The organism is Pseudomonas sp. (assembly GCF_048269965.1).
Taxonomy (GTDB): domain Bacteria; phylum Pseudomonadota; class Gammaproteobacteria; order Pseudomonadales; family Pseudomonadaceae; genus Aquipseudomonas.
In genome coordinates this window covers 251,273-274,624 of record NZ_JBLWTV010000005.1, presented here as the reverse complement: position 1 = coordinate 274,624, position 23,352 = coordinate 251,273, and the positions used below count along the sequence as shown (strand labels likewise).

The window sequence follows — 23,352 nt, the reverse complement described above, 5'->3', positions numbered from 1 at the left end:
AGGCTTTCCGACTCAACTCAACTGGAAGTCCGCCGCCGTCACCGTGGTGTGGTTGACGACTCCGACCAGGGTGATGGTGCCGCCATCGACGCCATTGATGGTCACGACCGTGTCGTTTCCGGCATCGCCGATGGCGACCCGGCTGGCGAAGGTATCCAGCGTCAGGCCAAAGGCTGCGATGTTCAGCAGATCCTGGCCGCCAACCGGATTGGCATCGAAGCCGATGAGGGTGTCGTTGCCGAAGTTCGGGCCGAACACCAGGATGTCGTTGCCCTGACTGGCATTGATGACGTCATCACCAGCCCCGCCGGTCATCATGTCGTTGCCCAGGCCACCGTTCAGCACATCGTTGCCATCGCCGCCCTCCAGCAGGTCGATGCCGTCACCGCCCAACAGGGTGTCATTGCCGGCCTCGCCATACAGCAGATCGATACCGGCGCTCCCCATCAGGGTGTCGTTACCTTCGCCGCCATACAGCACATCGTTGCCACCTGCACCATTGAGCGTGTCGTTGCCGATGCCACCGAACATCATGTTGGCCAGACCATTGCCGTTGGCATTGGTAGCGTTGGCTCCGACATGCACCAGGATTTCCACATTGGCTCTCAGGGTATAGGTGGCGCTGCTGGAGTACACCGTATCGATGCCAGCGCTGGCAGCTTCGACCGTCACATCCCCAGCGGCATCGACGTGGTAGCTGTCGTTACCCGCACCACCGACCAAGCGGTCGACGCCAATTCCACCATCCAAGGTGTCATTTCCTGCACCACCGGTGATGGTGTTGTTGAGGGCATTACCTGTACCGGTGAAGTTCCCTGCGCCGATAAAGGTCAGATGCTCCAGGTTATCGCCCAAGGTGTAACTGGCCAGCGTGGTGCGCACCGTGTCGGTTCCTGCACCAACACCCTCTACAACCTGGTCGCCCAGACTGTCGACTACATAGGTGTCGTTGCCGACCCCACCGGTCATGAGGTCGTCACCTTCGCCACCGTTGAGCGTGTCGTTGCCGGCACCACCCTCCAGGACGTCATCCCCAGCCAGACCGTTGAGTACATCGCTGCCCGTACCGCCGACGATCTGGTTGGCCAGCTCATTGCCATTACCGGTGAAGGCGCCGCCGTTGATCTTGATCAGGTTCTCGACATTGGCGCCCAGGGTGTAACTGGCCAGTGTCGTGCGGACCGTGTCGATGCCCGCATCGGCTTCCTCGATCACCTGATCGCCGGCCGCATTGACCACGTAGGTATCGTTGCCAGCACCGCCACTCATGCTGTCGTTACCCGCACCGCCGTCGAGGAAATCGTCACCGACACCACCGCTCAAGGTGTCATTGCCGGCACCGCCAAGCAGCGTATCGTCGCCATCGCCACCTTCGAGCAGGTCGTTACCCGTTCCACCGTCGAGGGTATCGTTGCCCTCCATCCCCAGCAGGGTGTCATTGCCGCCCAGGCCATTGAGCACATCGCCGGCGACTTCGCCCTGCATCACGTTGGCCAGCGCATTGCCGTTGGCCAGGGTACTGGCACCGCCGCCATGGATCAGGTTCTCGACATTGGCATCCAGGGTGTAGTTGGCCAGGGTCGAGTGCACCGTGTCGATGCCAGCGCCTGCCGCCTCCACCACCAGATCGCCGGCATTGTCGACATGGTAGACGTCGTTACCGGCGCCACCGACCATGCGATCTGCACCCTCCCCACCATCGAGCACATCGTTGCCCGCACCGCCAGTGATGGTGTTGGCCAGAGCATTACCCGTACCGACGAAGTTACCCACGCCGATGAAGGTCAGGTGCTCAAGAACCGCTGCGAGGTTATAGGCATTCAGCGAGGTGCGGAGAGTATCGGTGCCACCGTCCTCCTCCTCGATTATCTGGTCGCCGAGGCTGTCGACCACATAGGTGTCGTTCCCTGCACCACCGGTCATCAGGTCGTCGCCTGTGCCACCATCCAGGGTGTCGTTGCCCAGACCACCGTCCAGCACATCATCGCCGGCCAGGCCGTTGAGCGTGTCATTGCCGCTGCCGCCGACGATATGGTTGGCCAACGCATTGCCGGTACCGTTGAAGTTGCCGCCATTGACCTTGATCAGGTTCTCGACATTGGCCCCCAGGGTGTAGCTGGCCAGCGTCGTGCTGACCGTATCGGTACCGCCATCCACCTCCTCGACCACCTGATCGCCTGCGGCATTGACCAGATAGCTGTCGTCTCCGGCACCACCGGCCATGGTGTCGTTGCCGAGACCGCCGTCGAGCAGGTCGCTGCCATCGCCCCCCTGCAGGCTATCGTTGCCGGCGCCACCGTTGAGCACATCATCGCCAACCCCACCGATGAGGGTGTTGGCCAAGCCGTTACCGGTGCCGCTGAAGGCATCCGTACCGAGGTAGGTCAGGTGCTCGACATTGGCGCCCAGGGTGTAGCTGGCCAGCGTGGTGCGAACCAGGTCCGTACCGCCTCCGGCGCCCTCCACCACCTGATCGCCAGCATCGTCGACCTCATAGGTGTCGTTGCCCGCTCCGCCGATGAGGATATCGGCCCCCAAACCACCGACGAGGGTGTCATTGCCGCCGCCGCCGTTGAGCGTATCGTTGCTGTCGCCCCCCTCGATCACGTTGGCCAGCGCATTACCGGTTCCAACGAACGGGCCCGCACCGATGAAGCTCAGATTCTCCACGTTGGCGCCCAGCACGTAGCTGGCCAGAGTGGTGCGCACGGTGTCGTTGCCGGCATTGGCCGCCTCGATGACCTGATCGGCGAAGTTATCCACCCTGTAGGTATCGTCGCCACCACCACCGCTCATGCTGTCTGCGCCCACGCCACCATCGAGCAGATCATTGCCGGCACCCCCCTGGAGCATGTCGTTTCCGCCACCGCCATTGAGGCTGTCATTGCCGGCTCCGCCTGCCACCTGGTTGTCCTGATCGTTGCCACTGCCGTTGAAGTCCCCTTCTCCGACGAACGCCAGATTTTCCAGGTTATCGCCCAGGCTGTAGCTGTTCAGGGTAGTGAGCACGGTATCCGTACCGCCACCCAGTTGCTCGATCGCCTGATCGCCCAGGCTATCGACCACGAAGGTGTCATTGCCGGCACCACCGATCATCTGGTCGTCGCCCTCGCCACCATTGATCAGGTCATTGCCGGCACCGCCATCGAGGATGTCGTTGTTGGCCAGCCCGAAGAGGCTGTCGTTACCGCCCAGCCCTTCGAGCAGATCGACACCCGGCGTGCCGATCATCACATCGTTGCCTTCGGTGCCTACTGCACCGAGACCGAGAACGACTGCGGACGAGGTGACGAACTCCAGCGTGTTGCCGTTATCGGTGTAGCTGACAACGACGCGGAGCGTCTGACCGGCCAGTGCCTGACCGGGAAGGAAGGTCGCGCTGTTGGCTCCGGGTATGTTGGCGAAGCTCTGCCCATCGCCGGCTTGCCATTGATAGTGCAGCTCGACGCCATCGAGCCCATCTGCATCAGTGAACGCAGGCGTTGCTTCAATCTGCTGACCGGTGACAGGTGTCAGATTGCTGAGCAGCACGGTTCCCACCGGCAGATCGTTCGGATCGCCACCTTGCACGACCAAACTGGTCGGCGCCGAGAGCACGGTTTCCAGCACGCCGTGGGCGTCCTTGTAGATCGCCTTGACGCGCAGGGCCAACCCCTCGAACTCAGGGGTCACGGTGAAGTTCGGGCCGGTGGCACGGGCAGCCTCGCCGCCGATGTTTTCCGTCACGATATCCTCGAAGGTGCCGTCACCCTCGGGGTCCACCTGCCAGTAGTAGCTGACGGGGCCGGTGATCGAACCACCCAGGTTACTGGCGCTGACGTTGTCGCCGTCGGTGATCCAGGCGGCCGAAACACTGAGCACCTGGCCGACGCTGGGCGAGCCATCGCTGATGCGCAGCGCACCTTCCACCTCGGCGTTGCGCCCTTCGACCAGCACCATGACCTGGTCGTTGAACTGGATGCGCTCGATATTGCGGATCATGTCCGCGCCATCGGCACCGACTACGTCGAGGAAACCGTCACCGTCGTTGTCCAAACCATCCAGACCGACGTGGCGTACACCGAACAGGCCATCGCCCCACTCGAGCACTTCATACTCGGACATCAACCCGGAGTAGACTGCCGTGTCGAAGGACTGCCCGAGGTCGTCCGGGTCGACCGTGCCGGACATCAGCTCGCGGACGATGACCAGTTGCCCCGGGTTGTAGGTGCCGTTGAGCATCAGCGGGATCATCGGCACCATGCTGTTGAAGCTGGCGATTTCTGCGCCGCTACCATCGTTGTTCTCACGCACGCTGATGCGCACGTTGAGCCACATGTCACCGTCGATCAGATCGTCGCCGCCGTTACCGGCAATCAGGTCGCTGCCGTTGCCACCGAGGATGATATTGCCCGCTCCGAAGGAGGTGACCTCGCCGAAGCTGGTCAACGGATCGGCCAGTTCGTTGATGAACGCCCGCAAGCCGTCGACCATGTCCATGTAGTCGTCACTGAGCACGCTGCCGTAGGCGCCGGACAGCGCAATGGCCGTGGCGTCACGGTCGTCGCCGTTGAGGATGTCGGCATGCTGCGAACCCGACAGCCCTTCCATGAACTCGAAGCGCGCCAGCGCCGACACATCGGACGGTGCCACCGGTGTTTCGTCGAAGGCGCGCAGACGGAAGTCCACGTTGACCCCGAACGGATCGTCGCGGAAGCCCGCCCAGTCGAAGCCGGAGCCGCCGACGTAGCGGTCACCCTGGCCGCCGTTGCCGAACATGATGTCGTCGCCACCCTCGCCGTCCATGCGGTCGATGATGCCGAACTCGCCGATGAATACGTCGTGGCCGATCACGTCGTCCAGGCCGAACTCATTGAAGTTGTCGCCGCCGTTGCCGTCGGGACCGCCCAGTTCCAGCCAGTCGTTGCCTTCGTTACCGAACTGCGCCTCGTTGCCACGGGTGCCGAGGATGAAGTCGTCGCCCGGGCCGCCGAACACCTCGGTGGAATCCTCGCCGGAGACGACGAAGTCCTTGCCGTGGCCGGCCATCACCAGATTGATGCCATTGCCGGCATGCACCACGTCGTTGCCTTCGCCGGCGCGGATGATGTCGTCACCGCCCATGTCGGTAATGATGTCGTCGCCGGCCCCGCCCATGTGCAAGTCGTTGCCGAAGCCGCCCTCCAGACGATCATTGCCGGCGTCGCCCCACAGGGTGTCGTCGCCGATGCTGCCGATCAGGGTGTCATTGCCGTCCGTGCCGCCGAGCACCACGTGCTCGTCGCCGTTGTACTGCAGGAAGTTCGGCCCGCGAATCACTTCCGGTAGCAGCGGGTCGCCGCTATCCGGATCGGCGCGGCCGTCGACGCCCAGGCCGGTGTACTGCTGAGCCTGGTTCACTTCGAGGATAAAGCCCGGCGTGGAGAAGATATCCCCCGGCAGGTGGGTGGCATCGGTGTTGGCCATGACCATGCGCGAGAAGAAGTTGTTCTCCATCTCGGTGAGCATGTTCAGGCCAGCCAGCCGTTCCAGATAGTAGAAGCGGTCGGCATCCTGCAGCGCCTCCATCTGCGTCTCGAAGACGAAGTTGAAGCTGGAGCCGAGCATGCCGCCGAAGGGCATGATCTTCTCGGCCAGGCCGCCGATCCAGAAGTCGATGGCGTTGACCCCGGTGGTTGCCGCCGGGCCATTGAGGAAGGCCATGCGGTCGACGCCTTCGGCGTCCGCATCGAACAATCGGCCCTCTGCCGTACCGTCATCGATCAGTGCCGTGCCGCCGAATACCAGGGCGAAGGCCACCGCGCGTTTCTCGGCCAGAGTATCGACATCGAGTGCCTGCAGGGCGGCATGCGTACCGTAGGCCGCGATGAAGTTGACCAGCGAGGTCTGGTGCTTGAGGTTCATGGCGAAATCGATCCAGCTGGTGTACGGCTTCAGCTGGCTATCGCCGGTCATTTCGTAGAACTCCTGGCGCGCCGCATTGAGCGACGGCACCCCGGTCTCGCGACCGCGTGCCAGGTTGATGGTGGCCAGGTCCAGCGGCAGGCCGAGCAGGTTGTTGCGCAGGGCCTCGGTGACGAACTCGTCGATCTCGTTGCCCAACTGCCGGGTCATGCCGCGCGCCAGGGCGCCAGCGGCCTCTTCCGCCGAGACGCTGATGTACTGTTCATTACCCGGCCCTACCGGCTGCAGCGGATCGAAGTCCGGATTGTTCAGCTGGTTGAACATCAGTGGGTTGAGGAAGGCCTCGATCAGCCCCAGTTCGCTGGAGACGAAGTTCGGATCGAAGCGATCCACCGTCTCGGTCAGCATCGAGTGGCCGAAGCGGTACACCACGTGGGCGAACTCGGCCATGATTGCCGGATTCAACGTGCTGTCGTACACCTGGGTGGCGTTGAAGAACACGTCCACCTGCGGCTGCACCTTGCGCGCGAACTCCTCGAACACCAGGTGCTGATACTGCATCTCGGTGGCGAAACGCGCGGCCTGGAACAGTCGCTCGCCATTCCACAGCAACCCATCCGGGCTGTCCGGCAGACTATCGACCGGCTCCAGCAACCACTGGTTGATGAAGTCGATGTCGTTGGAGGCCAGCACCACATCCTTGGTATGCGTCACCACGCGGTTATGCTCGGCGTGGAACACATGGTGGATGGCGGTCAGGCCGATATTCTCGTTGCCACGGCCGTCGCCGGTGATGAAGTGGGCATCGAGCAGCTCATCATCATAGGTGTTGCCGCTGCTCTGCCCATCGCCGAGGGTCAACCCCACTGCCGCATCACCGTCGGCGGTCTTCAGTGCGCCGGTCTGGCTGTTGAAGGGACTGGCGTTGTGCGCGATATCGTCGAGGAAGGCGTGATTGGTACGAATCACATCATTGGGTACCGCCACCCCGCCAGGCCCGGCAGAGACCAGACCGCCGCCCGTGACGAACTGCGGATAACCGTCGGGGCCGGGGATGAACTTGCCGTACTGGTCGGTCGCCAGCAGCGGCACATTCACCACATCGGCATCGCTCAGCACGATGCCCAGCATGTCGAGCGCCTGAGCCTTGACCTCGGCCCAGGTCGGCAGGCCGCCATCGGCACCATTGAGCAGGCGCCCGGTGGCCACCGGACCCTCGTCGGTCATGGCGTATTCACGCAGGAACACCTGGTGCGACGCATGCGAGGTGTAGGTCTGGTTCTGGTCGACGAAGGGCGTGGTCTGGTTGACATGCACATGCACGTCGTCCGAGGTGCCGAACTCGCCATCCTCACCGGCCTGAACCGCCTGATTGGTGGCCCGGGTCAGGACCATGAAGTTGGCCGAGCCGCCCTCGACATAGAGCGGGTCGTCCGGCTGCAGCGGGATGAACACCGTGCCGTTGCCGCCCTTGTTGACCAGGTCCAGGCCGTGATCGAAGAACTGGCCGAACAGGGTGAACCAGGAGTTGAAGCCGGCCGACAGTCCTTCGTCCGGTGCGCTGTTGGGGATAAACAGCGGCATACCTTCCTCAATGGCCACCCCGTTCAGATCGAGCAGCGTGCCCTCGGCATAGGGATTGCCGTCCGGGTCCAGGTCGGTGGTGCCATTGGCCAGGAAACCAAGCTCGGCATCGACATAGGCCTGCACCGCCGCCAGGTTGGTGATGGTCTGGTCGACGATCAGGTTGGAGATGGTCCGTGGATCGGCATCCACCACGTTCCAGGGCGCGCTGGGATCGTTCGGATTGGTCACATCGGCCGGATCGTAGGCATAGTTGCCGTTGCTGAATTCACCGCCCGGAATGCCCGGTCCATTGAAGTCGATGGTGTCGCCATCCGGGTCGTTGATGAAGTCCTGCGTCGTCGAGGTCGGGAACGGCTGATCTGCCGCACCGAAGTGCTCCTGCCCGGAGACCAGGTTGTTGAACGTACCATCCACCGTGCGCAGGCCCCAGGGCAGACGCGAGTTGGGGATGATGTCCATCAGCTCCTCACCGGCGGCATGGCGCTCGGCGATGATGATCTGGTCGAGGATGAACTGCAGGTCGGAGCGAATCATCCGCAGACCGTTGCCGGGGCTGACTACCTCGCTTTCCACCGGCAGCGGAGCCGGCGGCAACGGCAGTTCGCCGCCCGCCACCGGGTCTGTGGCCGCCGAGGCCACCCGCTCCAGCACGCCGTTATCGTCCTGGTAAATGGCGATCACGCGAATCGCCAGACCGTCCAGGTCGGGGCTGACGCGATAGGAGACGCCATCCTGGGTGGACGGCCGCGCACCGCCTTCTTCGACGATATCCTGGAAGGTACCCGAACCCGGATCCGCCTCGTATTGCCAGATATAGCTGACCGGCCGACCGTTGATCAGGCCATTTGCATTGTCCTCGTCGCCGACGCCTGCAGCGGAAACCCGCAGCAGCTGACCCACGGCCGGAGCATCGACGGGGTCGCCATTGACGTCGAGAATCTGCAGCGCGCCGGTGGGCGAGAAGTTGCCGCCCTGTTCGCTACCCGCCACTTCCTCGACGAACACACCGCCGACCAGCACCAGGGCGCTGTCGGCGAACTGAATGCGCTCGATATTGAGCAGGCGGTCGGTGCCCTCGTCGCCGACGTTGTCGGTGACCGTGGTCATGCCGGCCAGTGTGGTCACCGTGTAGTTTTCGCGAAGCCCGCCGTACAGCGCGGTGTCGAAGCTATCGGCGCCATCGAGAATCTCGCGCTGGATCACCAGTTGCCCAGGGTTGTAAACGCCGTCGAGCATCAGCGTGATCATGTCCTTCATGCTGTCGAAGGACGCGATCTCATTGCCGGTACCGTCGTTGTTCTCACGCACGCTGATGCGCACGTTGAGCCAGCGATCACCGTCGATCAGGTCGTCGCCGCCGCGACCTTCCAGCACGTCGCTGCCGCCGCCGCCGAGGATGATATTGCCACTACCGAAGGAGGTCTGCGGCGCCCCGAAGAACTCGGTTAGCATCTGCTGCAGGTTGGTGATGCGAGCGATGCCCTCGGCAGTCAGCAGACTGCCCTGGGCACCGGCCTGGGCGATCAGCGCTGCGTCGGCGTTGTCGCCGCGCAGGATATCGGCCTGGGCCGAACCGGACAGGCCTTCCACCTCGGCGAAGCGGTCGAGGATACCGGCATTGGATGGCGCCACCGGCGGCTCGACGAAGTCGTCGACGATCAGGTCGACCTTCACCCCGACCTGATCGTCCTTGTACACCGCCCAGTCGAAGCCGGAGTTGCCGTCGAAGTGATCGGCGCCTTCGGAGCCGATCATGATGTCATCGCCGCCCTCGCCTATCACCTCGTCGAAACCGGGCCCGCCGACGAACACGTCATGGCCGTTCACGGTATCGGTGGAGAACGGCTCGAGGTTGTCGCCGGGGGCGCCGTCCTGGGTGCCGATCTCGATCCAGTCGTCGCCCTCGTTACCGGCGGTCTGCAGATTACCCTTGGCACCGAGGATGAAGTCGTTGCCGGTGCCGGCGAAGACCTCCGAAACGTCCTCACCGGTGATGATGAAGTCGTTGCCATGGCCGCCGAGGATCAGATTGAAGCCGTTGCCGCCGTGGATCACGTCGTTGCCGTCGCCACCCTTGAGCACATCGTCACCGCCCTTGTCGGTGATGATGTCGTCGCCGGCGCCGCCTTCGATCATGTCGTTGCCGTCGCCACCTTCCAGGCGGTCATTGCCGCCATCGCCCCACAGGGTGTCGTCGCCGATACTGCCGACCATCACGTCGTCGTCAGCGGTGCCACCGAGCACCACGTGCTCGTCGCCGGTGTAACGCAGGTAGTGGGTGTCGACCTCCGGCGTCTGCGGGTTGTCGCGGATGACCAGCGGGATCAGCGGATTGTCGCCAACCGGGTCGGCGCTACCGAGCCCGTCGTTGAACTGCGCCGACTGATTCACTTCGAGGATCAGCCCCGGCCTGGAGAAGATATCCGCCGGCAGGTGCACCGCATCGGTATGGCGCATCACCAGCTTGGCGAAGGAATTGTCCTCCATCTCGGTAAGGAAGTTGAGGCCGTCCAGGCGCGCCAGGTAGTAGAAGCGGTCACCGTTCTGCAGCGCCTCCATCTGCGTCTCGAAGACGAAGTTGAAGCTGGAGCCGAGCATGCCGCCGAAGGGCATGATCTGCTCGGCCAGGCCGCCGATCCAGAAGTCGATGTCGTTGACCCCGGTGCTGGCCGCCGGCCCGCTGAGGAAGGCCATGCGCGCGTCGTCGGAGATCGCGCCGCCACCGAGCACGATATCCATGGCCGCAGCACGCTTGGCCGCCAGCGAGGTCACCCCGGTGATGCTGGCATGCGTGCCATAGGCGGCGATGAAGTTGATCAGCGACTCCGGATGTTTCAGGTGCAGGGCGAAGTCCAGCCAGCTGGTGTAGGGACGCAACTGGCTATCGCCGGTCATGGCGAAGAATTCGGCGCGCGCCTCGTTCAGCGACGGCACGCCCGTGTCGCGGCCCCGGGCGATATTGATCGCCGCCAGGTCCAGCGGCAGGCCGAGCAGGTTGCTGCGCAAGGCGCCGGTGACGAACTCGTCGATCTCGTTGCCCAGTTGCCGGGTCAGACCACGGACGATGGCACCGGCGGCCTCTTCGGGCGACAGCGTGCCGTTATCGTCGAATGCCAGCGGGTTGAGGAAGGCCTCGATCAGCCCCATGCTGCTGTCGTTCTGGAAGCTCGGATCGAAGCGATCGACCGTCTCGGTCAGCATCGAGTGACCGAAGCGATACACGGTGTGAGCGAACTCGGCCATGATCGCCGGGTTGATGCTGGCATCGTAACCGTTGGGGATGAGGAACTCGTCCACCAATGGCTGCACCTTGCGCGCGAACTCCTCGAACACCAGGTGCTGGTACTGCATCTCGGTGCCGAACTTGGCGGCCTGGAACAGCCGTTCGCCGTTCCATACCAGAGTCGACAGATCGGCCGGAATCGCACCGACCGGCTGCAGCAGCCACTGGTTGAGAAAGGCGATATCGCCATCGGCGGCGGCCTGCAGGGCCACGTCCTTGGTGTGTTCGACCAGGCGGTTGTGTTCGGCGTGGAACACATGGTGTACGGCAGTCAGGCCGATGTTCTCGTTGACCCGGCCGTCACCGGCCATGAAGTGGGCGTCGAGCAGTTCGTCGTCGTAGCTGCCAGCCAGGCCGTCGTTGACCCCGGCCACGTCATCGGCATCGGCCACCAGCGGCGCGCCGGTCTGGCTGTTGAACGGGTTGGCCGAATGGGCGATGTCGTCGAGGAAGCCATGACCGGTGCTCAGCGCCAGGGACGCGTCCACGGGTGCAGCCAGGCTGGCCTCGACCAGGCCACCAGCCGTGACCAGTTGCGGCATGCCGCCTGCACCCGGGATGAAGTTGCCATACTGGTCGGTTGCCAGCAACGGCACCCGGCCGACGTCTTGATCGTCCAGTTCGATGCCCAGCACGTCGCGGGCCTGCGCCTTGAGCACGCCCCAGGTCGCCATACCGCCCAGCTCCACGTCGTCCTCGGTGCCGAAAATGCCGTCGCCGCCCAGATCTCGGTTGGTCAGCAGTTTGCCGGTGACCATGGGTTGGCCATCCACCAGCACATAGGCCCGCAGGAACACCTGGTGCGAGGCGTGCGAGCTGTAGGTCTGGTTCTGGTCGACGAACGGCGTGGTCTGGTTGACGTGCACACGGTTACCGTCCGCGTCCACCTCGACGCTGGCACGGGTAACCACCATGAAGTTGGTCTGCGGTGTGGCCGGGTTGTACAGCGGGTCGTCCGGCTGCAGCGCAATGAAGACGAAGCCGTTACTGCCCTTGTTGACCAGGTCCAGGCCATGGTCGAAAAACTGGCCGAAGAAGGTGAACCAGGTGTTGAAACCGGCCGAAAGCCCTTCGTCCGGCGCAGTGTTGGGGATGAATAACGATTGGCCGGCAGGAATCGCCACTCCGTCGAGATCCAGTACGGTGCCAACGGGATAGGGGTTGCCATCCGGGTCCAGCTGGCTACCGTCGGCCAGCATGCCCATCCCGATATCAATGAAAGCCTGCACCGCCGCCGGATTGCTGATGGTCTGGTCGACGATCAGGTTGGAGATGATCCGCGGGTCGGCATCGGCCACATTGCCGGTGGCGCCGTAGTCGGTGTTGGTCACCTCTCCGCCCGGCGCACCGCCGTTCATATCGAAGGTGTCGCCGTCCTGGTCATTGCGAAACTGCTGGTCCAGCAACAGGAGGAAATCCTGGTCGGCGGCACCCCAGAAGGTACGGCCCTCCACCAGGTTGTTGTAGCTGCCATCCACTGTACGCAGCCCCCAGGGTACCTGGGAGTTGGGCAGCAATTCACTCAGGCTCTGCCCGGCGGCATGCGCCTCGGCAATGAATATCTGCTGAAGGATGAACTCGAGATCGGACTTGATGAAATTGGCCATTTCCTTGCACCTCGGATACCCAGCAACTGAATGCGCGAAGTCGGAGGAATCCCTGGCAAAGAAGCAACCCACTCCGTCCGTTGCGCATCGCGCAATCGTCAGAGCGTTCCCGGGATAGAGGCCAGACGCTGCCACGCCGACATGCTGGGCTGATCGGCGTGCAATCAGTGCTTGGTATGTCCCTATGCTGACGCCGGCAAGAAACCTTGCGTCAGAAATCAGGCACCCTGAGACCCGTGCAATTGCGGGTCGGCGAAATGCCCTGGCAAAGACGCCTCAGGCGTCCGGTAAAGCGTGATTCCGATGGTGATCGCCCCCATGCCGGAGCTCGCCAAGGAGAGCCGTGTCGACTTCTTGGCTTGGATCACACGACTAGACTTAAGTCCTAGCCAATAGGATTGTCAAGATACCGTCAGTCGCCTCATAGACCCTCAGACATTTATATAAGCATTTATTGAATAAAGATTTTTTTTGACGAAACAAAACGAAGCATCGAAAAAATAAGACGCTTGAATCCCTTGTACATCGACGAAAATCCCATCTATACCTAGAGAGCGATACCTTAGGAGACAAAAAAACGTCTCCAATAGACAGTCCTGCACAACAATCGTCGAAAAGCCGTCACCCCACGCAGGACGCCCAGCGAACATGCAGTGCCGGAGGGTCCCATGGACGTCCCGCAGCCCCCGCGTTCCGAGCTGGCCGAGGTGCTGTTTCGCCTGCGCCGCACCTTCTACGCCCTGGCCGCCTTCAGCGGGGTGATCAACCTGCTGATGCTGACCCCGGCCGTTTATATGCTGCAGGTCTATGATCGCGCCCTGGTCAGCAGCAACGTCACCACCCTGCTGATGCTCACCGTGCTGGTGATCGGTCTGTATGTACTGATGGCGCTGTTGGAGGTGGTGCGCTCGAGCGTGCTGATCCGCGTCGGCAACCGTCTCGACATGATGCTCAACAAGCGCATCTTCGGCGCCGCCTTCGAGCGCAACCTGCGCCGCGCCGGCGGCAACCCGGCACAGGCGCTGCAGGATCTCTCGCAGGTTCGCCAGTTTCTCACCGGTAACGGCCTGTTCGCCTTCTTCGACGCCCCCTGGACCCCGATCTTCCTGCTGGTGATCTACCTGGTACACCCACTGCTCGGCCTGATCACCCTGATCGGCTCGTTACTGCTGGTGGGCCTGGCCTGGCTGACCGAAGTCAGCACCCGCAAGCCGCTGGCCGAGGCCAATCAGGCCTCGCTGGTATCCGGCAGCTTCGCCAACAACAACCTGCGCAATGCCGAAGTGATAGAGGCCATGGGCATGCTGCCGGCGATTCGTCAGCGCTGGTTCGGCAACCACCTGAAGATTCTCGAGCTGCAAACCCTGGCCTCCGACCGCGCAGCCTACATCGCCGGGGCCAGTCGCTTCGTGCGTGTCACCCTGCAGTCGCTGATCCTGGGCGCCGGCGCCTTGCTGGCAATCCAGGGCACGATCACCCCGGGCATGATGATCGCCAGCTCGATCCTCTCCGGTCGTGCCCTGGCGCCGGTGGAGCAGGTGATCTCGGCCTGGAAGCAACTGCTCTCCAGCCGCGCCGCCTGGGCCCGGTTGTCCGGGCTGCTGAGCGATTTTCCTGCGCACAAGCCCTCCATGCCGCTACCCAAGCCACTGGGCATGCTCCACGTGGAGAACGCCTTCGCCAGCGCACCGGGTTCGCCCACGCCGATCCTGCGCGGCGTCAGTTTCAACCTGGCGCCCGGCGAGGCTCTGGGCATCATCGGGCCCTCGGCATCGGGCAAATCCACCCTGGCACGCCTGCTGGTCGGCGTCTGGCAAGCGCAAGGCGGCAAGGTGCGCCTGGACGGCGCCGATATCTATCAATGGAACAAGGCCGAACTGGGTCCCTGGCTCGGCTACCTGCCGCAGGACGTCGAGCTGTTCGAGGGCAGCGTCGCCGAGAACATCGCGCGCTTCGGCGCAATCGACAGCGAGGCAGTGATCCTGGCCGCCAGGCAGGCCGGCGTGCACGAGATGATCCTGCACCTGCCGCAAGGCTATGACACCCACCTGAGCGCCGACGGAGGCTCGTTGTCCGGCGGCCAGAAGCAGCGCATCGGCCTGGCCCGCGCGCTCTATGGCGAGCCCTCGCTGATCGTTCTCGACGAGCCCAACGCCAGCCTCGACGACGTCGGCGAAGCGGCGTTGCTGCAAGCGCTGCTCGACCTCAAGCAACGCGGCAAGACCCTGGTGCTGATATCCCACCGCCCCACCGTGCTGAGCATGGTGGACAAGGTGCTGGTACTGCGCGAAGGCGCCGTGCAGATGTTCGGCAGCCGCGATGAGGTATTCGCCGCGCTGCGCCAGGCCAACGTGGTCCCCACCGGCAAAGGGGCGCCGACCCTGGCCTCGGTACGGGCCAAGGAGTGACATGTCATGTCCGATCTGCAGTTCGAAAGCAAGGGGCTGATACTGACGGATAGCCCCTGCACCGTTGACATGGACGACGGCAAACCCAGTCGCTGGGGCTTGTCGCTGGTGCTCGCCGGCTTCGGCGGATTCATTCTCTGGGCCATTCTCGCGCCACTGGATGCCGGGGTGGTGGCCAATGCCACGGTCAACGTCACCGACAACCGCAAGACCATCCAGCACCTGACCGGCGGTTCGGTCGGCGCCATCCTGGTGCGCGAGGGTGATCTGGTGCAACGCAACCAGCCGCTGATCGAACTGGACGCCACCCGCGCCATTGCCGAACAGGGCATGGTCCGCGCGCAGTACATAGTGGTCAGCACGGTGAAAAGTCGCCTGCAGGCCGAGCGCGACGGCGCGGCACAGGTCGAGTTCGACCCTGAGTTGCTCAGCCGCTTCGCCGACGACCCACGCCTGCATGCCTCCGTCGCCCTGCAGCAGCGGCTGTTCACTACCCGCCGTAGGGCGTTGACCGGCGAAGCCGAGATTCTCCGCGAGAACATCCTCGGCGCCGAGGAACAGCTCAAGGGCCTGCGCCAGGTCCAGTACTCGCGCAGCGCGCAGATCAGGCTGCTCGACCAGGAGCTCGACGGCGTGCGCAGCCTCGCGGCGGAAGGCTATGTCACGCGCAACCGCATGCTCGAACTGGAACGCAACGCCGCCGAACTGAGCGCCTCGCTGGCGCAGAACATCGCCGACACGGGGCGTACGCGCAATCAGATCGCCGAACTCAAACTGCGCATCCTCCAGCTTGAACAGAATTACCAGCAGGAAGTGCAATCGCAGCTCAGCGATATGCAGAAAGAGGCCGCCGCCCTCGCCGACCGCCTGCGGGCACTGGACTACGAAGTCACCAACACGGTGATCCGCTCGCCCATCGACGGCGTGGTACTGGGGTTGTCCGCCTCCACCATAGGCGGGGTGATCCAGGCCGGTTCGCGGATAATGGACGTGGTGCCGGCCAATGAACCGCTGCAGGTCGATGCCATGGTGCCGGTGCAGGCCATCGACAAGATGCAACCCGGACTGCCGGTAGACATCGCCTTCCCGGCATTCAACCACGCGCAGACGCCGAACATCCCCGGTCGCGTGCTGACGATTTCCGCCGATCGCCTTATCGACGAGGCCAACAAGCAGCCCTACTACCTGGCCGAGATCGAGGTCACCGCCGAAGGCATGGACAAGCTGGGCAGCAATCGCATTCGCCCCGGCATGCCGGCCACCGTGACGATCAAGACCGGTGAACGCAACCTGATGAGCTATCTGATGAAGCCCATGCTCGACCGTATCGACGGGGCCTTCAAGGAGCAATGACATGCTCGTACGCCAGCTCCTGTCAGGCCTGTGCTGCCTGATCAGCCTGCCCGCCCACTCCATGGACCTGTTACAGGCCTGGGAATTGCTGCAACTGCAGGGCCCGACCTATCGTGCGGCCGTCCACGAACGTGCAGCCGGTCTGGAAAACCCCGCCATCGGCAGAGCCGGGCTGCTGCCGCAGGTCACGGCCAGGGCCAGCAAAAGCCAGGTCGACGGCACCCAGGAGCAACAGAATGTACTTGGCCGGCGCATCGAGAACGATCTGGACTACGACTCGGAAAACCTCAGCGTGCAATTACGTCAGCCGCTGTACAACCGCCAGAAAATGGTCGAGTACCGCCAGGGCAAGCAACGCGCCAGCTACAGCGAAGCGGTGTTCGACGCCAAGACCCAGGGCGTTGCCGTACGTCTGGCCAGTCGCTATTTCGATGTGTTACTGACGCGCGAGACCATCGACCTTTCGCGCGCCAAGCTCAAGGCTTTCGAGCAGCAGGTAGCGGCCGCCAAGCGCCGCTTCGATCTGGGCGACGGCACCATCACCGACGTCGACCAGGCCACCGCCCGACGTGACCTGGCGCAGGCCGGCGTGATCGAAGCCGAGGACAATCTGGTGGTCGCCCTGCGCCTGCTGCAGGAGTTGCTCGGCAACAACCTGGATCAGCTCTCCACCCTGCACGCGGACTTTCCAACCCCGCCCCTGCAACCGGACAACCTGCAGGACTGGCTACAAAAGGCGCAATTGAACAATCCCTCGCTGCGCGCGCGACAGCTCAATCACGGCCTCGCCGAAGAGGAGGTCAAACGCGCCAGCAGCGCTCACTGGCCCACGCTTGATCTGGTACTGGGCTATACCGATAGCGAGAGCGATTCGCTGTCCACCATCAACCAGACCAACCGCTACAGCTCCATCGGCCTGGAATTCACCATGCCGCTTTACTCCGGCGGCGGAGTCAGTGCACGGGTGCGCCAGGCCACCGCGAGCCGTGAACAGGCCGGGGAAGAAGTCAATGCCAGCCGCGAGGAGGTGTTCTCCGCCACAACCCGTGAGTTCCGTGGCGTGCAGAGCGGCCAGGCGCGCATTCGCGCCCTGCAGCAGGCCGTCATTTCCAGCGAGCGGGCGCAGGATTCGGCGCGCAAGGGCTTTCTCGCAGGCTCAAGTACCAATGTGGATATCCTCAACGCCGAAGAACAGGTGTTCATCGCCCGCCGCGACCTGCTCGAAGCCAAACTGCGCTATCTGCTCGCACGCCTGCAGCTGGCCGCGGCGGTCGGCCTGCTCGGCGAGGACGATATCCTCCAGGTCAATGCCTACCTGGGGCCGGAGCTGGCACTCGACTATTGAGCGCCGTGCTCAGCAATCACCGGTGTTCTGCCCGGATATTCAGCGCCAGTGACGCTGCTGCGCACGCCGGGTCTGCCCTGCGCCGAACATCCAGCCGCACAGCACCACCAGCAGCTCCGCCAGCCAGGCCAGCAGCAGCGCGCTGATCACGCCCCAGAGAATCGCATCCGGGGTAAACAGCACCTGATAACGGTATGCCTGCAGGGTTTCCTCGAACAATGCCTGATCCGCGCCGCTCGCCAGGTGCCAGGCCTGGGCGTACCAGGGGCCCTGCATGGCCTGCCATTCGCGTTCGAGCAAGGCCGAGCGCTGCACCAGGTGCGCCACGCTATTGGCATCGCTGCGCATCACCGGGTCGTCGCTGACACGATAGTGCGCGACCAGCGCGTCCATATCGCCCTTGAAGAAATTGCGCGCAGTTTCCTGAAAGCCTTTGAGACTCTGCTGCGACTCCAAGCGATGAGCCTCGACGCGCTTGGCGTAGTCATCGACGAAGCCCGGCACCTGCACGCCGAACAACAGGCCAAGAGCGAACAGCGTCAGGCGCAGGTAACTTCTGAGCATGGGATCAGGCCTTGCCGTCAGTGATGCATTCGCCGCGGCGCCACAGGCGCCATTCGCCCGGCTGGTACAGCGACCATTGTTCGTTGTCGGTCAAAGGTTCGGTGGCAATCACCGTCACCACGTCGTTGGGCGTGGTTTGCGACTGGAAATCCACCTTCAGGTCGGCGTCCTTGAGTTGCGCGGGGCCGAACGGCGCGCGGCGGGTGATATGCGCGAGCTTGGTCGAACAGAAGCTGAACAGCCAGTCGCCATCGCTGAGCAGGCAGTTGAACACGCCGAGCTTGCGGTAGCTGGCACAGGCCGCCACCAGCACCGGCAGGAGCATTTCCACCGATACCTGCTCGGGAAAGGCGCGACGCACGCGGTTGAGCAGATCGCAGAACGCCGCCTCGCTGTCAGTTTCGCCGACCGGTCGGTAGAAGGTGGTGGAACCTTCCAGGCCCGCCAGTTGGCCATTGTGCGCGAAACACCAGTTACGCCCCCACAACTCGCGGCTGAAGGGGTGGGTATTGACCAGGCTGACCTTGCCGACATTGGCCTGGCGGATATGGCCGATCACCACCTCGCTCTTGATCGGGTAGCGCTGCACCAGCTGCGCCACCTCGGATTCGCTGCTCGCCCGCGGGTCCTGAAACAGACGCAGACCACGCCCCTCGTAGAAGCCGATGCCCCAACCATCGCGGTGCGGCCCGGTGCGGCCGCCACGCTGCATCAGCCCGGTAAAGCTGAACACGATATCGGTGGGTACATTGGCGCTCATGCCGAGCAATTCGCACATCGAATCAATTCTCCTTGCCGAGGATCAGGCGCAAGCGATCGGCTTCGTCCTGCAGGCGCGCGTCGAGGCGCTTGCGGCCCATTGGCAGAAAACGCACCAGCAGTCGCCAGAGCAATGCCGGCAGGTCACCCGGCCGACGCGGAATCAGGTGTAGATGCAGATGGGGCACGTGCTGATTGGCATCCGGGCCGTCGTTGATCAGCAGGTTGATGCCATTCTTGCCAAAGCCCGCCTCACGCAGTGCAGCGGCCACACGCACGGCCAAGGCCAGCAGACCCTCACGAACCGCTGGCGGCAGCTCACCTAGAAACGGTGCATGCAGGCGACTGACGATCAGCACATGGGCCGGACGCATCGGGAAGATGTCCAGCAGCACGATGAAATCGTCGTCTTCATACAGACGATGAGCCGGTAGCCGTTGCTCGGCAATGGCACAGAACACGCAATCCATCGGGCCTCCCTTGCACAAGGCGTTCATGCTGAACGCCTGGGCCGACAGGCGCAAGGGGTCAGATCAAATACGCGGTTCCATACGGCCAGAGCGATCGCGCTCGTAGTCGCGAATCGGCAGGTCGTCGTCCTCTTCCATACGTTCGCGCAGGGTGCGCGGGTCTTCGTCGGGCTCGGCTACAGGTTCGCTCTTGCGCCCCTTCCACCAGCGTTCGATGGGCCAGCGAACAGCGACGAACACCAGGTAAACGGCAAGCGCGATCAAGCTGTAGAGCGCCAGGTCGGCGACCGCGCGCCAGGCGTTGTTGCCCACCTTGAGCAGTACGTCCATGGCGGTGACCGCGAGGGCGGGCGCGAACAGCTCGCGTACCGGGTCGACGATGGTCGGGCTGAACAGCAGCACGGCCATCAGCACCGCGAGCGGCTCGCGCAGGTAGCGCCACATCCAGCTGGTCAGGCGCATCCACACCAACAGGCAACCCAGGGCGGCAATGCCGTAGGCCGCCCAGGCCAGGAGGTAGTCGTTTTCAGTCATCATAAGCAGGCGCCGGCGTGGCAGGTCAGGCAAAGGGGCGCTTATGATAACGGCTTTTGCCCAGCGCGGCGCCCCTGCCGTCGCCCTCTCGTTCTCTGGAGCCACGTCATGTCCTCTGCCCCCATCGCCCGCCAGGAAGCCGGCAACGATCCCTATCACTGGCTGGAAAACCGCGACAGCGACGAGGTGCTGGCGCATCTGCAGGCAGAAAACGCCTACCTGGACGCCGTGCTGGAGCCGCAACGGGCCCTGCGCGAGCAGCTGTTCGAGGAAATCAAGGGGCGCATTCGCGAGACGGATCTGTCACTGCCGACGCCCTGGGGCGACTACCTCTACTACCAGCGCACCACCGCCGGGGACGAATATCCACGGCACTACCGTTGCCGCCGCCCTGCCGATGGCTCGCTGGACGTCGACGCGGCCAGCGAAACGTTGCTGCTCGACCCCAACGCGCTGGCCGGCGGCGGCTTTCTTTCCGTCGGTGCGTTCAGCATCAGCCCTGACCAGCAGCGCCTGGCCTACAGCCTCGACAGCAGCGGCGACGAAATCTACCGCCTGTTCGTCAAGGAACTGGACAGCGGCCAGATCAGCGAACTGCCCTTCGACGACTGCGACGGCAGCATGACCTGGGCGGGCGACAGCCAGACGCTGTTCTTCACCGAACTGGACGACACCCACCGTCCCTACAAACTCTACCGTCACCGCCTCGGCGACGCCGCAGCCCACGCCGTATTCGAAGAAGCAGATGGCCGCTTCTTCCTGCATTGCTACCGCGCAAGCTCCGAGCGCCAGTTGATCCTGCAACTGGGCAGCAAGACCACCAGCGAAGTCTGGGTGCTCGACGCGCAGCAGCCGCAGGGCGACTTCAGCTGCCTGGCACCGCGTGAGGAAGGCCACGAATACGATGTCGATCACGGCATGCTGGACGGGCAGTGGTGCTGGCTGATCCGCAGCAACCAGAGCGGCATCAACTTCGCGCTCTACCGCGCCACCGAGGCGCAACCGCAACGCGCGCACTGGCAGCAGATTCGCGCCCACGACCCGCAGGTGATGCTCGAGGGCGCCACGCTGAACCAGCGCGCGCTCACCCTTGCCCTGCGCGAAGGCGGCCTGCCGATTCTGGAGGTGCAGCCGCAGGGCGCTGACGCCTATCGCGTGCAGCTACCGGATGCGGCCTACAGCCTCTATGTGCAGGACAGCCTGGAGTTTCACAGCCCGGTGATCCGCCTGCGCTACGAAGCGCTGAACCGCCCCGCGCAAGTGCGCCAACTGGAACTGGCCACGGGCGCTCAGCAGGTCCTCAAGCAGACACCGGTGGAAGGCCCATTCGATGCCGACGCCTACGAAAGCCGCCGCCTCTGGGCCACTGCGACTGACGGCACGCAGATACCGATCAGCCTGGTGGCGCGCCGCGAGGTATTCGCCGCAGGCAAACCGGCGCCGCTCTATCTCTATGGGTACGGCGCCTACGGTGCGAGCCTCGACCCCTGGTTCTCCCACGCCCGCCTGAGCCTGCTGGATCGCGGCTTCGTCTTCGCCATCGCGCACATACGCGGCGGCGGCGAGATGGGTGAGGCCTGGTACCGCGCCGGCAAGCTCGAGCACAAACACAACAGCTTCGGCGACTTCATCGCCAGCGCCGAGCGCCTGATCGCCGAAGGTCTGACCACCACCGCGCAACTGGCGATCAGCGGCGGCAGCGCCGGCGGCCTGCTGATCGGCGCCGTGCTCAACCAGCGTCCCGAGCTGTTCGCCGCTGCCATTGCCGAAGTGCCTTTCGTCGATGTGCTCAACACCATGCTCAACCCGGACCTGCCGCTGACCGTGACCGAGTACGACGAATGGGGTGACCCGAATCAGCCCGAGGTATTCGAGCGCATCAAGGCATACGCGCCCTACGAGAACGTGCGCGCCCAGGCCTACCCGCCCATCCTCGCCGTCGCCGGCTACAACGACAGCCGCGTGCAGTACTGGGAAGCGGCCAAATGGGTGGCCAGACTGCGTCGCGACAAGACCGACGCCAACCTGCTGCTGCTCAAGACCGACCTCGGCGCGGGCCATGGCGGCATGAGTGGGCGTTATCAGGGCATCAAGGATGTGGCGCTGGAGTACGCCTTCCTGTTCCGTGTGCTCGGGATGGCACACCCGTAGGAGCGGAATGCCGCCCAACCGCTCCTACGCCGATCACTCCGCCTTGCGCTGCCCGTCCAGCCCCTGGCTATTGCGGCGCAGTTGCTCATCGAGCTGCGGAATCGATTGATCGCCAGTGGATTTCGGCGCAGTCCCTGGGGGCGTTTGTCCCTGGGGCGGTGGTAAGAGGGGCGCCGATCCCTGGCGCTTGATCGTAGTGGGCGTGGAAGGCTGGCCGTAAGGCTGTGGCGTCGCAGTGCCCGGCGCACCTGCCCCAGGCGCGGACGGCATGCGCATCGGTTCCTGAGCCCAGGCCAAGCCGCCAAGGCTGGAGGCCAGAATCATCACGGCGAACATAGGCAAGCGCATGACATATCTCCTGTGCAGCTGGCTTTCGTTCTATTCTGGCAACATATCCAGTCAAGCGTTCACCTCCCGATAACAGGTTCTGTCATGAGCACCAATAACAACCGCTACTACCTGTCCGCCCAGGCCGAAGAGGGCTACCGGCAGAAAGCGCTGAAAATGTACCCCCATGTCTGCGGCCGCTGCGCCCGCGAGTTCTCTGGCAAGCGCCTGAGCGAACTGACCGTGCATCACCGCGATCACAACCACCACAACAACCCGGCCGATGGTTCCAACTGGGAGCTGCTGTGCCTGTTCTGTCATGACAACGAACACTCGCGCTACACCGACCAGCAGTATTTCGCCGAAGGCTCCACCGCCAGCCCTCAGGCTGCCAAATCGACCTACAAGGCCTTTGGCGATCTGGTCAGCCTGTTGAAAAAGGACTAGCAGGCCGTTGAAAAACGTAGGCGACGACTGCATGGATGCAGGAGGTAGAGCGACGCAGGAAGCCAAAGCCGAGGTAGTTTTTCAACAGCCTGCTAGGGGCCGGCGGTTAGCACCGTATAATCGGCGTTTTTGCGAGTGCCACCGTGGCCAACAAACGATACGCCTGCATCGGCCTGTTCAACCCGAAATCACCGGAAAACGTCGGCTCCATCATGCGTGCGGCGGGCTGCTATGACGTCAGCTCGGTGTTCTACACCGGCACCCGCTACGACCGCGCCAAGGATTTCATCACCGACACCAAGAAAGTTCATCAGGATATCCCGCTGATCAACATCGACGATTTGCGCAAGATCCTGCCGCTGGGTTGCACCCCAGTGGCGGTGGAGCTGGTCGATGATGCACGCGCCCTGCCCGCCTATACCCATCCCGACCGGGCGCTGTACATCTTCGGCCCAGAGGACGGCTCACTGCAGCAGGAGATTCTCGACTGGTGTGGCGCTGAAGTCGTGTACATCCCTACTCAGGGCTGCATGAACCTGGCCGCGACGGTCAACGTGGTGCTCTACGACCGCCTGGCCAAAGGTAACAATACTCGCTCCGGCCCCTTGTTCTGACTCGAACCAGCAGACAGGGA

At 63.6% G+C, this 23,352-nt stretch carries 12 protein-coding genes; 6 read left to right on the top strand and 6 right to left on the bottom strand.

What is annotated here, in order from left to right; translation table 11 throughout:
- Positions 1-12: 12 nt before the first annotated feature.
- Positions 13-12,360: a peroxidase family protein gene (locus tag ACN0X6_RS08765; RefSeq protein WP_417703233.1), complete on the bottom strand. Its 12,348-nt coding sequence runs from the start codon at positions 12,358-12,360 to the stop codon at positions 13-15.
- A 668-nt stretch (positions 12,361-13,028) separates the two neighbouring features.
- Between ACN0X6_RS08765 and ACN0X6_RS08760 the strand changes: the two genes are divergently transcribed.
- From ACN0X6_RS08760 to ACN0X6_RS08750, 3 genes are read left to right on the top strand one after another with little or no spacing between them, the layout of a single operon-like run.
- Entirely contained in the window at positions 13,029-14,768 is a 1,740-nt protein-coding gene (locus tag ACN0X6_RS08760; RefSeq protein WP_417703231.1) for a type I secretion system permease/ATPase, read from the top strand.
- A gap of 6 nt (positions 14,769-14,774) precedes the next feature.
- Positions 14,775-16,121 (top strand): HlyD family type I secretion periplasmic adaptor subunit, encoded by a 1,347-nt coding sequence (locus tag ACN0X6_RS08755; protein WP_417703229.1) that lies wholly within the window; start codon positions 14,775-14,777, stop codon positions 16,119-16,121.
- Position 16,122: 1 nt separating this feature from the next.
- Positions 16,123-17,466, top strand: coding sequence for a TolC family outer membrane protein (locus ACN0X6_RS08750; protein WP_417703227.1), 1,344 nt, complete (start codon positions 16,123-16,125; stop codon positions 17,464-17,466).
- 39 nt (positions 17,467-17,505) lie between these two features.
- Here the strand turns inward: ACN0X6_RS08750 and ACN0X6_RS08745 are convergent, their stop codons facing one another.
- The 4 genes from ACN0X6_RS08745 to ACN0X6_RS08730 form a co-directional block, all read right to left on the bottom strand.
- Positions 17,506-18,030, bottom strand: coding sequence for a DUF2937 family protein (locus tag ACN0X6_RS08745; protein WP_417703225.1), 525 nt, complete (start codon positions 18,028-18,030; stop codon positions 17,506-17,508).
- 4 nt (positions 18,031-18,034) lie between these two features.
- Complete coding sequence (locus ACN0X6_RS08740; protein ID WP_417703224.1) at positions 18,035-18,808, bottom strand: class II glutamine amidotransferase; 774 nt, start codon at positions 18,806-18,808, stop codon at positions 18,035-18,037.
- A gap of 4 nt (positions 18,809-18,812) precedes the next feature.
- Complete coding sequence (locus ACN0X6_RS08735; protein WP_417703259.1) at positions 18,813-19,259, bottom strand: HIT family protein; 447 nt, start codon at positions 19,257-19,259, stop codon at positions 18,813-18,815.
- A 63-nt stretch (positions 19,260-19,322) separates the two neighbouring features.
- Positions 19,323-19,796, bottom strand: coding sequence for an MFS transporter (locus ACN0X6_RS08730; protein ID WP_417703222.1), 474 nt, complete (start codon positions 19,794-19,796; stop codon positions 19,323-19,325).
- 105 nt (positions 19,797-19,901) lie between these two features.
- On the opposite strand from ACN0X6_RS08730, the gene ACN0X6_RS08725 reads away from it, so the two are divergent.
- A complete protein-coding gene (locus tag ACN0X6_RS08725) occupies positions 19,902-21,944 on the top strand; it encodes a S9 family peptidase (RefSeq protein ID WP_417703220.1) in 2,043 nt (680 codons plus the stop codon).
- 33 nt (positions 21,945-21,977) lie between these two features.
- Here the strand turns inward: ACN0X6_RS08725 and ACN0X6_RS08720 are convergent, their stop codons facing one another.
- Positions 21,978-22,292: a hypothetical protein gene (locus tag ACN0X6_RS08720; protein WP_064494547.1), complete on the bottom strand. Its 315-nt coding sequence runs from the start codon at positions 22,290-22,292 to the stop codon at positions 21,978-21,980.
- Between the two features lie 84 nt (positions 22,293-22,376).
- Here ACN0X6_RS08720 and ACN0X6_RS08715 point away from each other — a divergent pair, with 84 nt between their 5' ends.
- Complete coding sequence (locus tag ACN0X6_RS08715) at positions 22,377-22,718, top strand: YajD family HNH nuclease (protein ID WP_417703218.1); 342 nt, start codon at positions 22,377-22,379, stop codon at positions 22,716-22,718.
- A gap of 143 nt (positions 22,719-22,861) precedes the next feature.
- Positions 22,862-23,332: an RNA methyltransferase gene (locus tag ACN0X6_RS08710; RefSeq protein WP_003461669.1), complete on the top strand. Its 471-nt coding sequence runs from the start codon at positions 22,862-22,864 to the stop codon at positions 23,330-23,332.
- Positions 23,333-23,352: the final 20 nt, after the last annotated feature.

Excerpts from the sequence above, each read along its gene's own strand:
- ACN0X6_RS08765 (WP_417703233.1), bottom strand. The coding sequence starts at position 12,360 with ATGGCCAATTTCATCAAGTCCGATCTCGAGTTCATCCTTCAGCAGATA.
- ACN0X6_RS08760 (WP_417703231.1), top strand. The coding sequence starts at position 13,029 with ATGGACGTCCCGCAGCCCCCGCGTTCCGAGCTGGCCGAGGTGCTGTTT.
- ACN0X6_RS08755 (WP_417703229.1), top strand. The coding sequence starts at position 14,775 with ATGTCCGATCTGCAGTTCGAAAGCAAGGGGCTGATACTGACGGATAGC.
- ACN0X6_RS08750 (WP_417703227.1), top strand. The coding sequence starts at position 16,123 with ATGCTCGTACGCCAGCTCCTGTCAGGCCTGTGCTGCCTGATCAGCCTG.
- ACN0X6_RS08745 (WP_417703225.1), bottom strand. The coding sequence starts at position 18,030 with ATGCTCAGAAGTTACCTGCGCCTGACGCTGTTCGCTCTTGGCCTGTTG.
- ACN0X6_RS08740 (WP_417703224.1), bottom strand. The coding sequence starts at position 18,808 with ATGTGCGAATTGCTCGGCATGAGCGCCAATGTACCCACCGATATCGTG.
- ACN0X6_RS08735 (WP_417703259.1), bottom strand. The coding sequence starts at position 19,259 with ATGGATTGCGTGTTCTGTGCCATTGCCGAGCAACGGCTACCGGCTCAT.
- ACN0X6_RS08730 (WP_417703222.1), bottom strand. The coding sequence starts at position 19,796 with ATGATGACTGAAAACGACTACCTCCTGGCCTGGGCGGCCTACGGCATT.
- ACN0X6_RS08725 (WP_417703220.1), top strand. The coding sequence starts at position 19,902 with ATGTCCTCTGCCCCCATCGCCCGCCAGGAAGCCGGCAACGATCCCTAT.
- ACN0X6_RS08720 (WP_064494547.1), bottom strand. The coding sequence starts at position 22,292 with ATGCGCTTGCCTATGTTCGCCGTGATGATTCTGGCCTCCAGCCTTGGC.
- ACN0X6_RS08715 (WP_417703218.1), top strand. The coding sequence starts at position 22,377 with ATGAGCACCAATAACAACCGCTACTACCTGTCCGCCCAGGCCGAAGAG.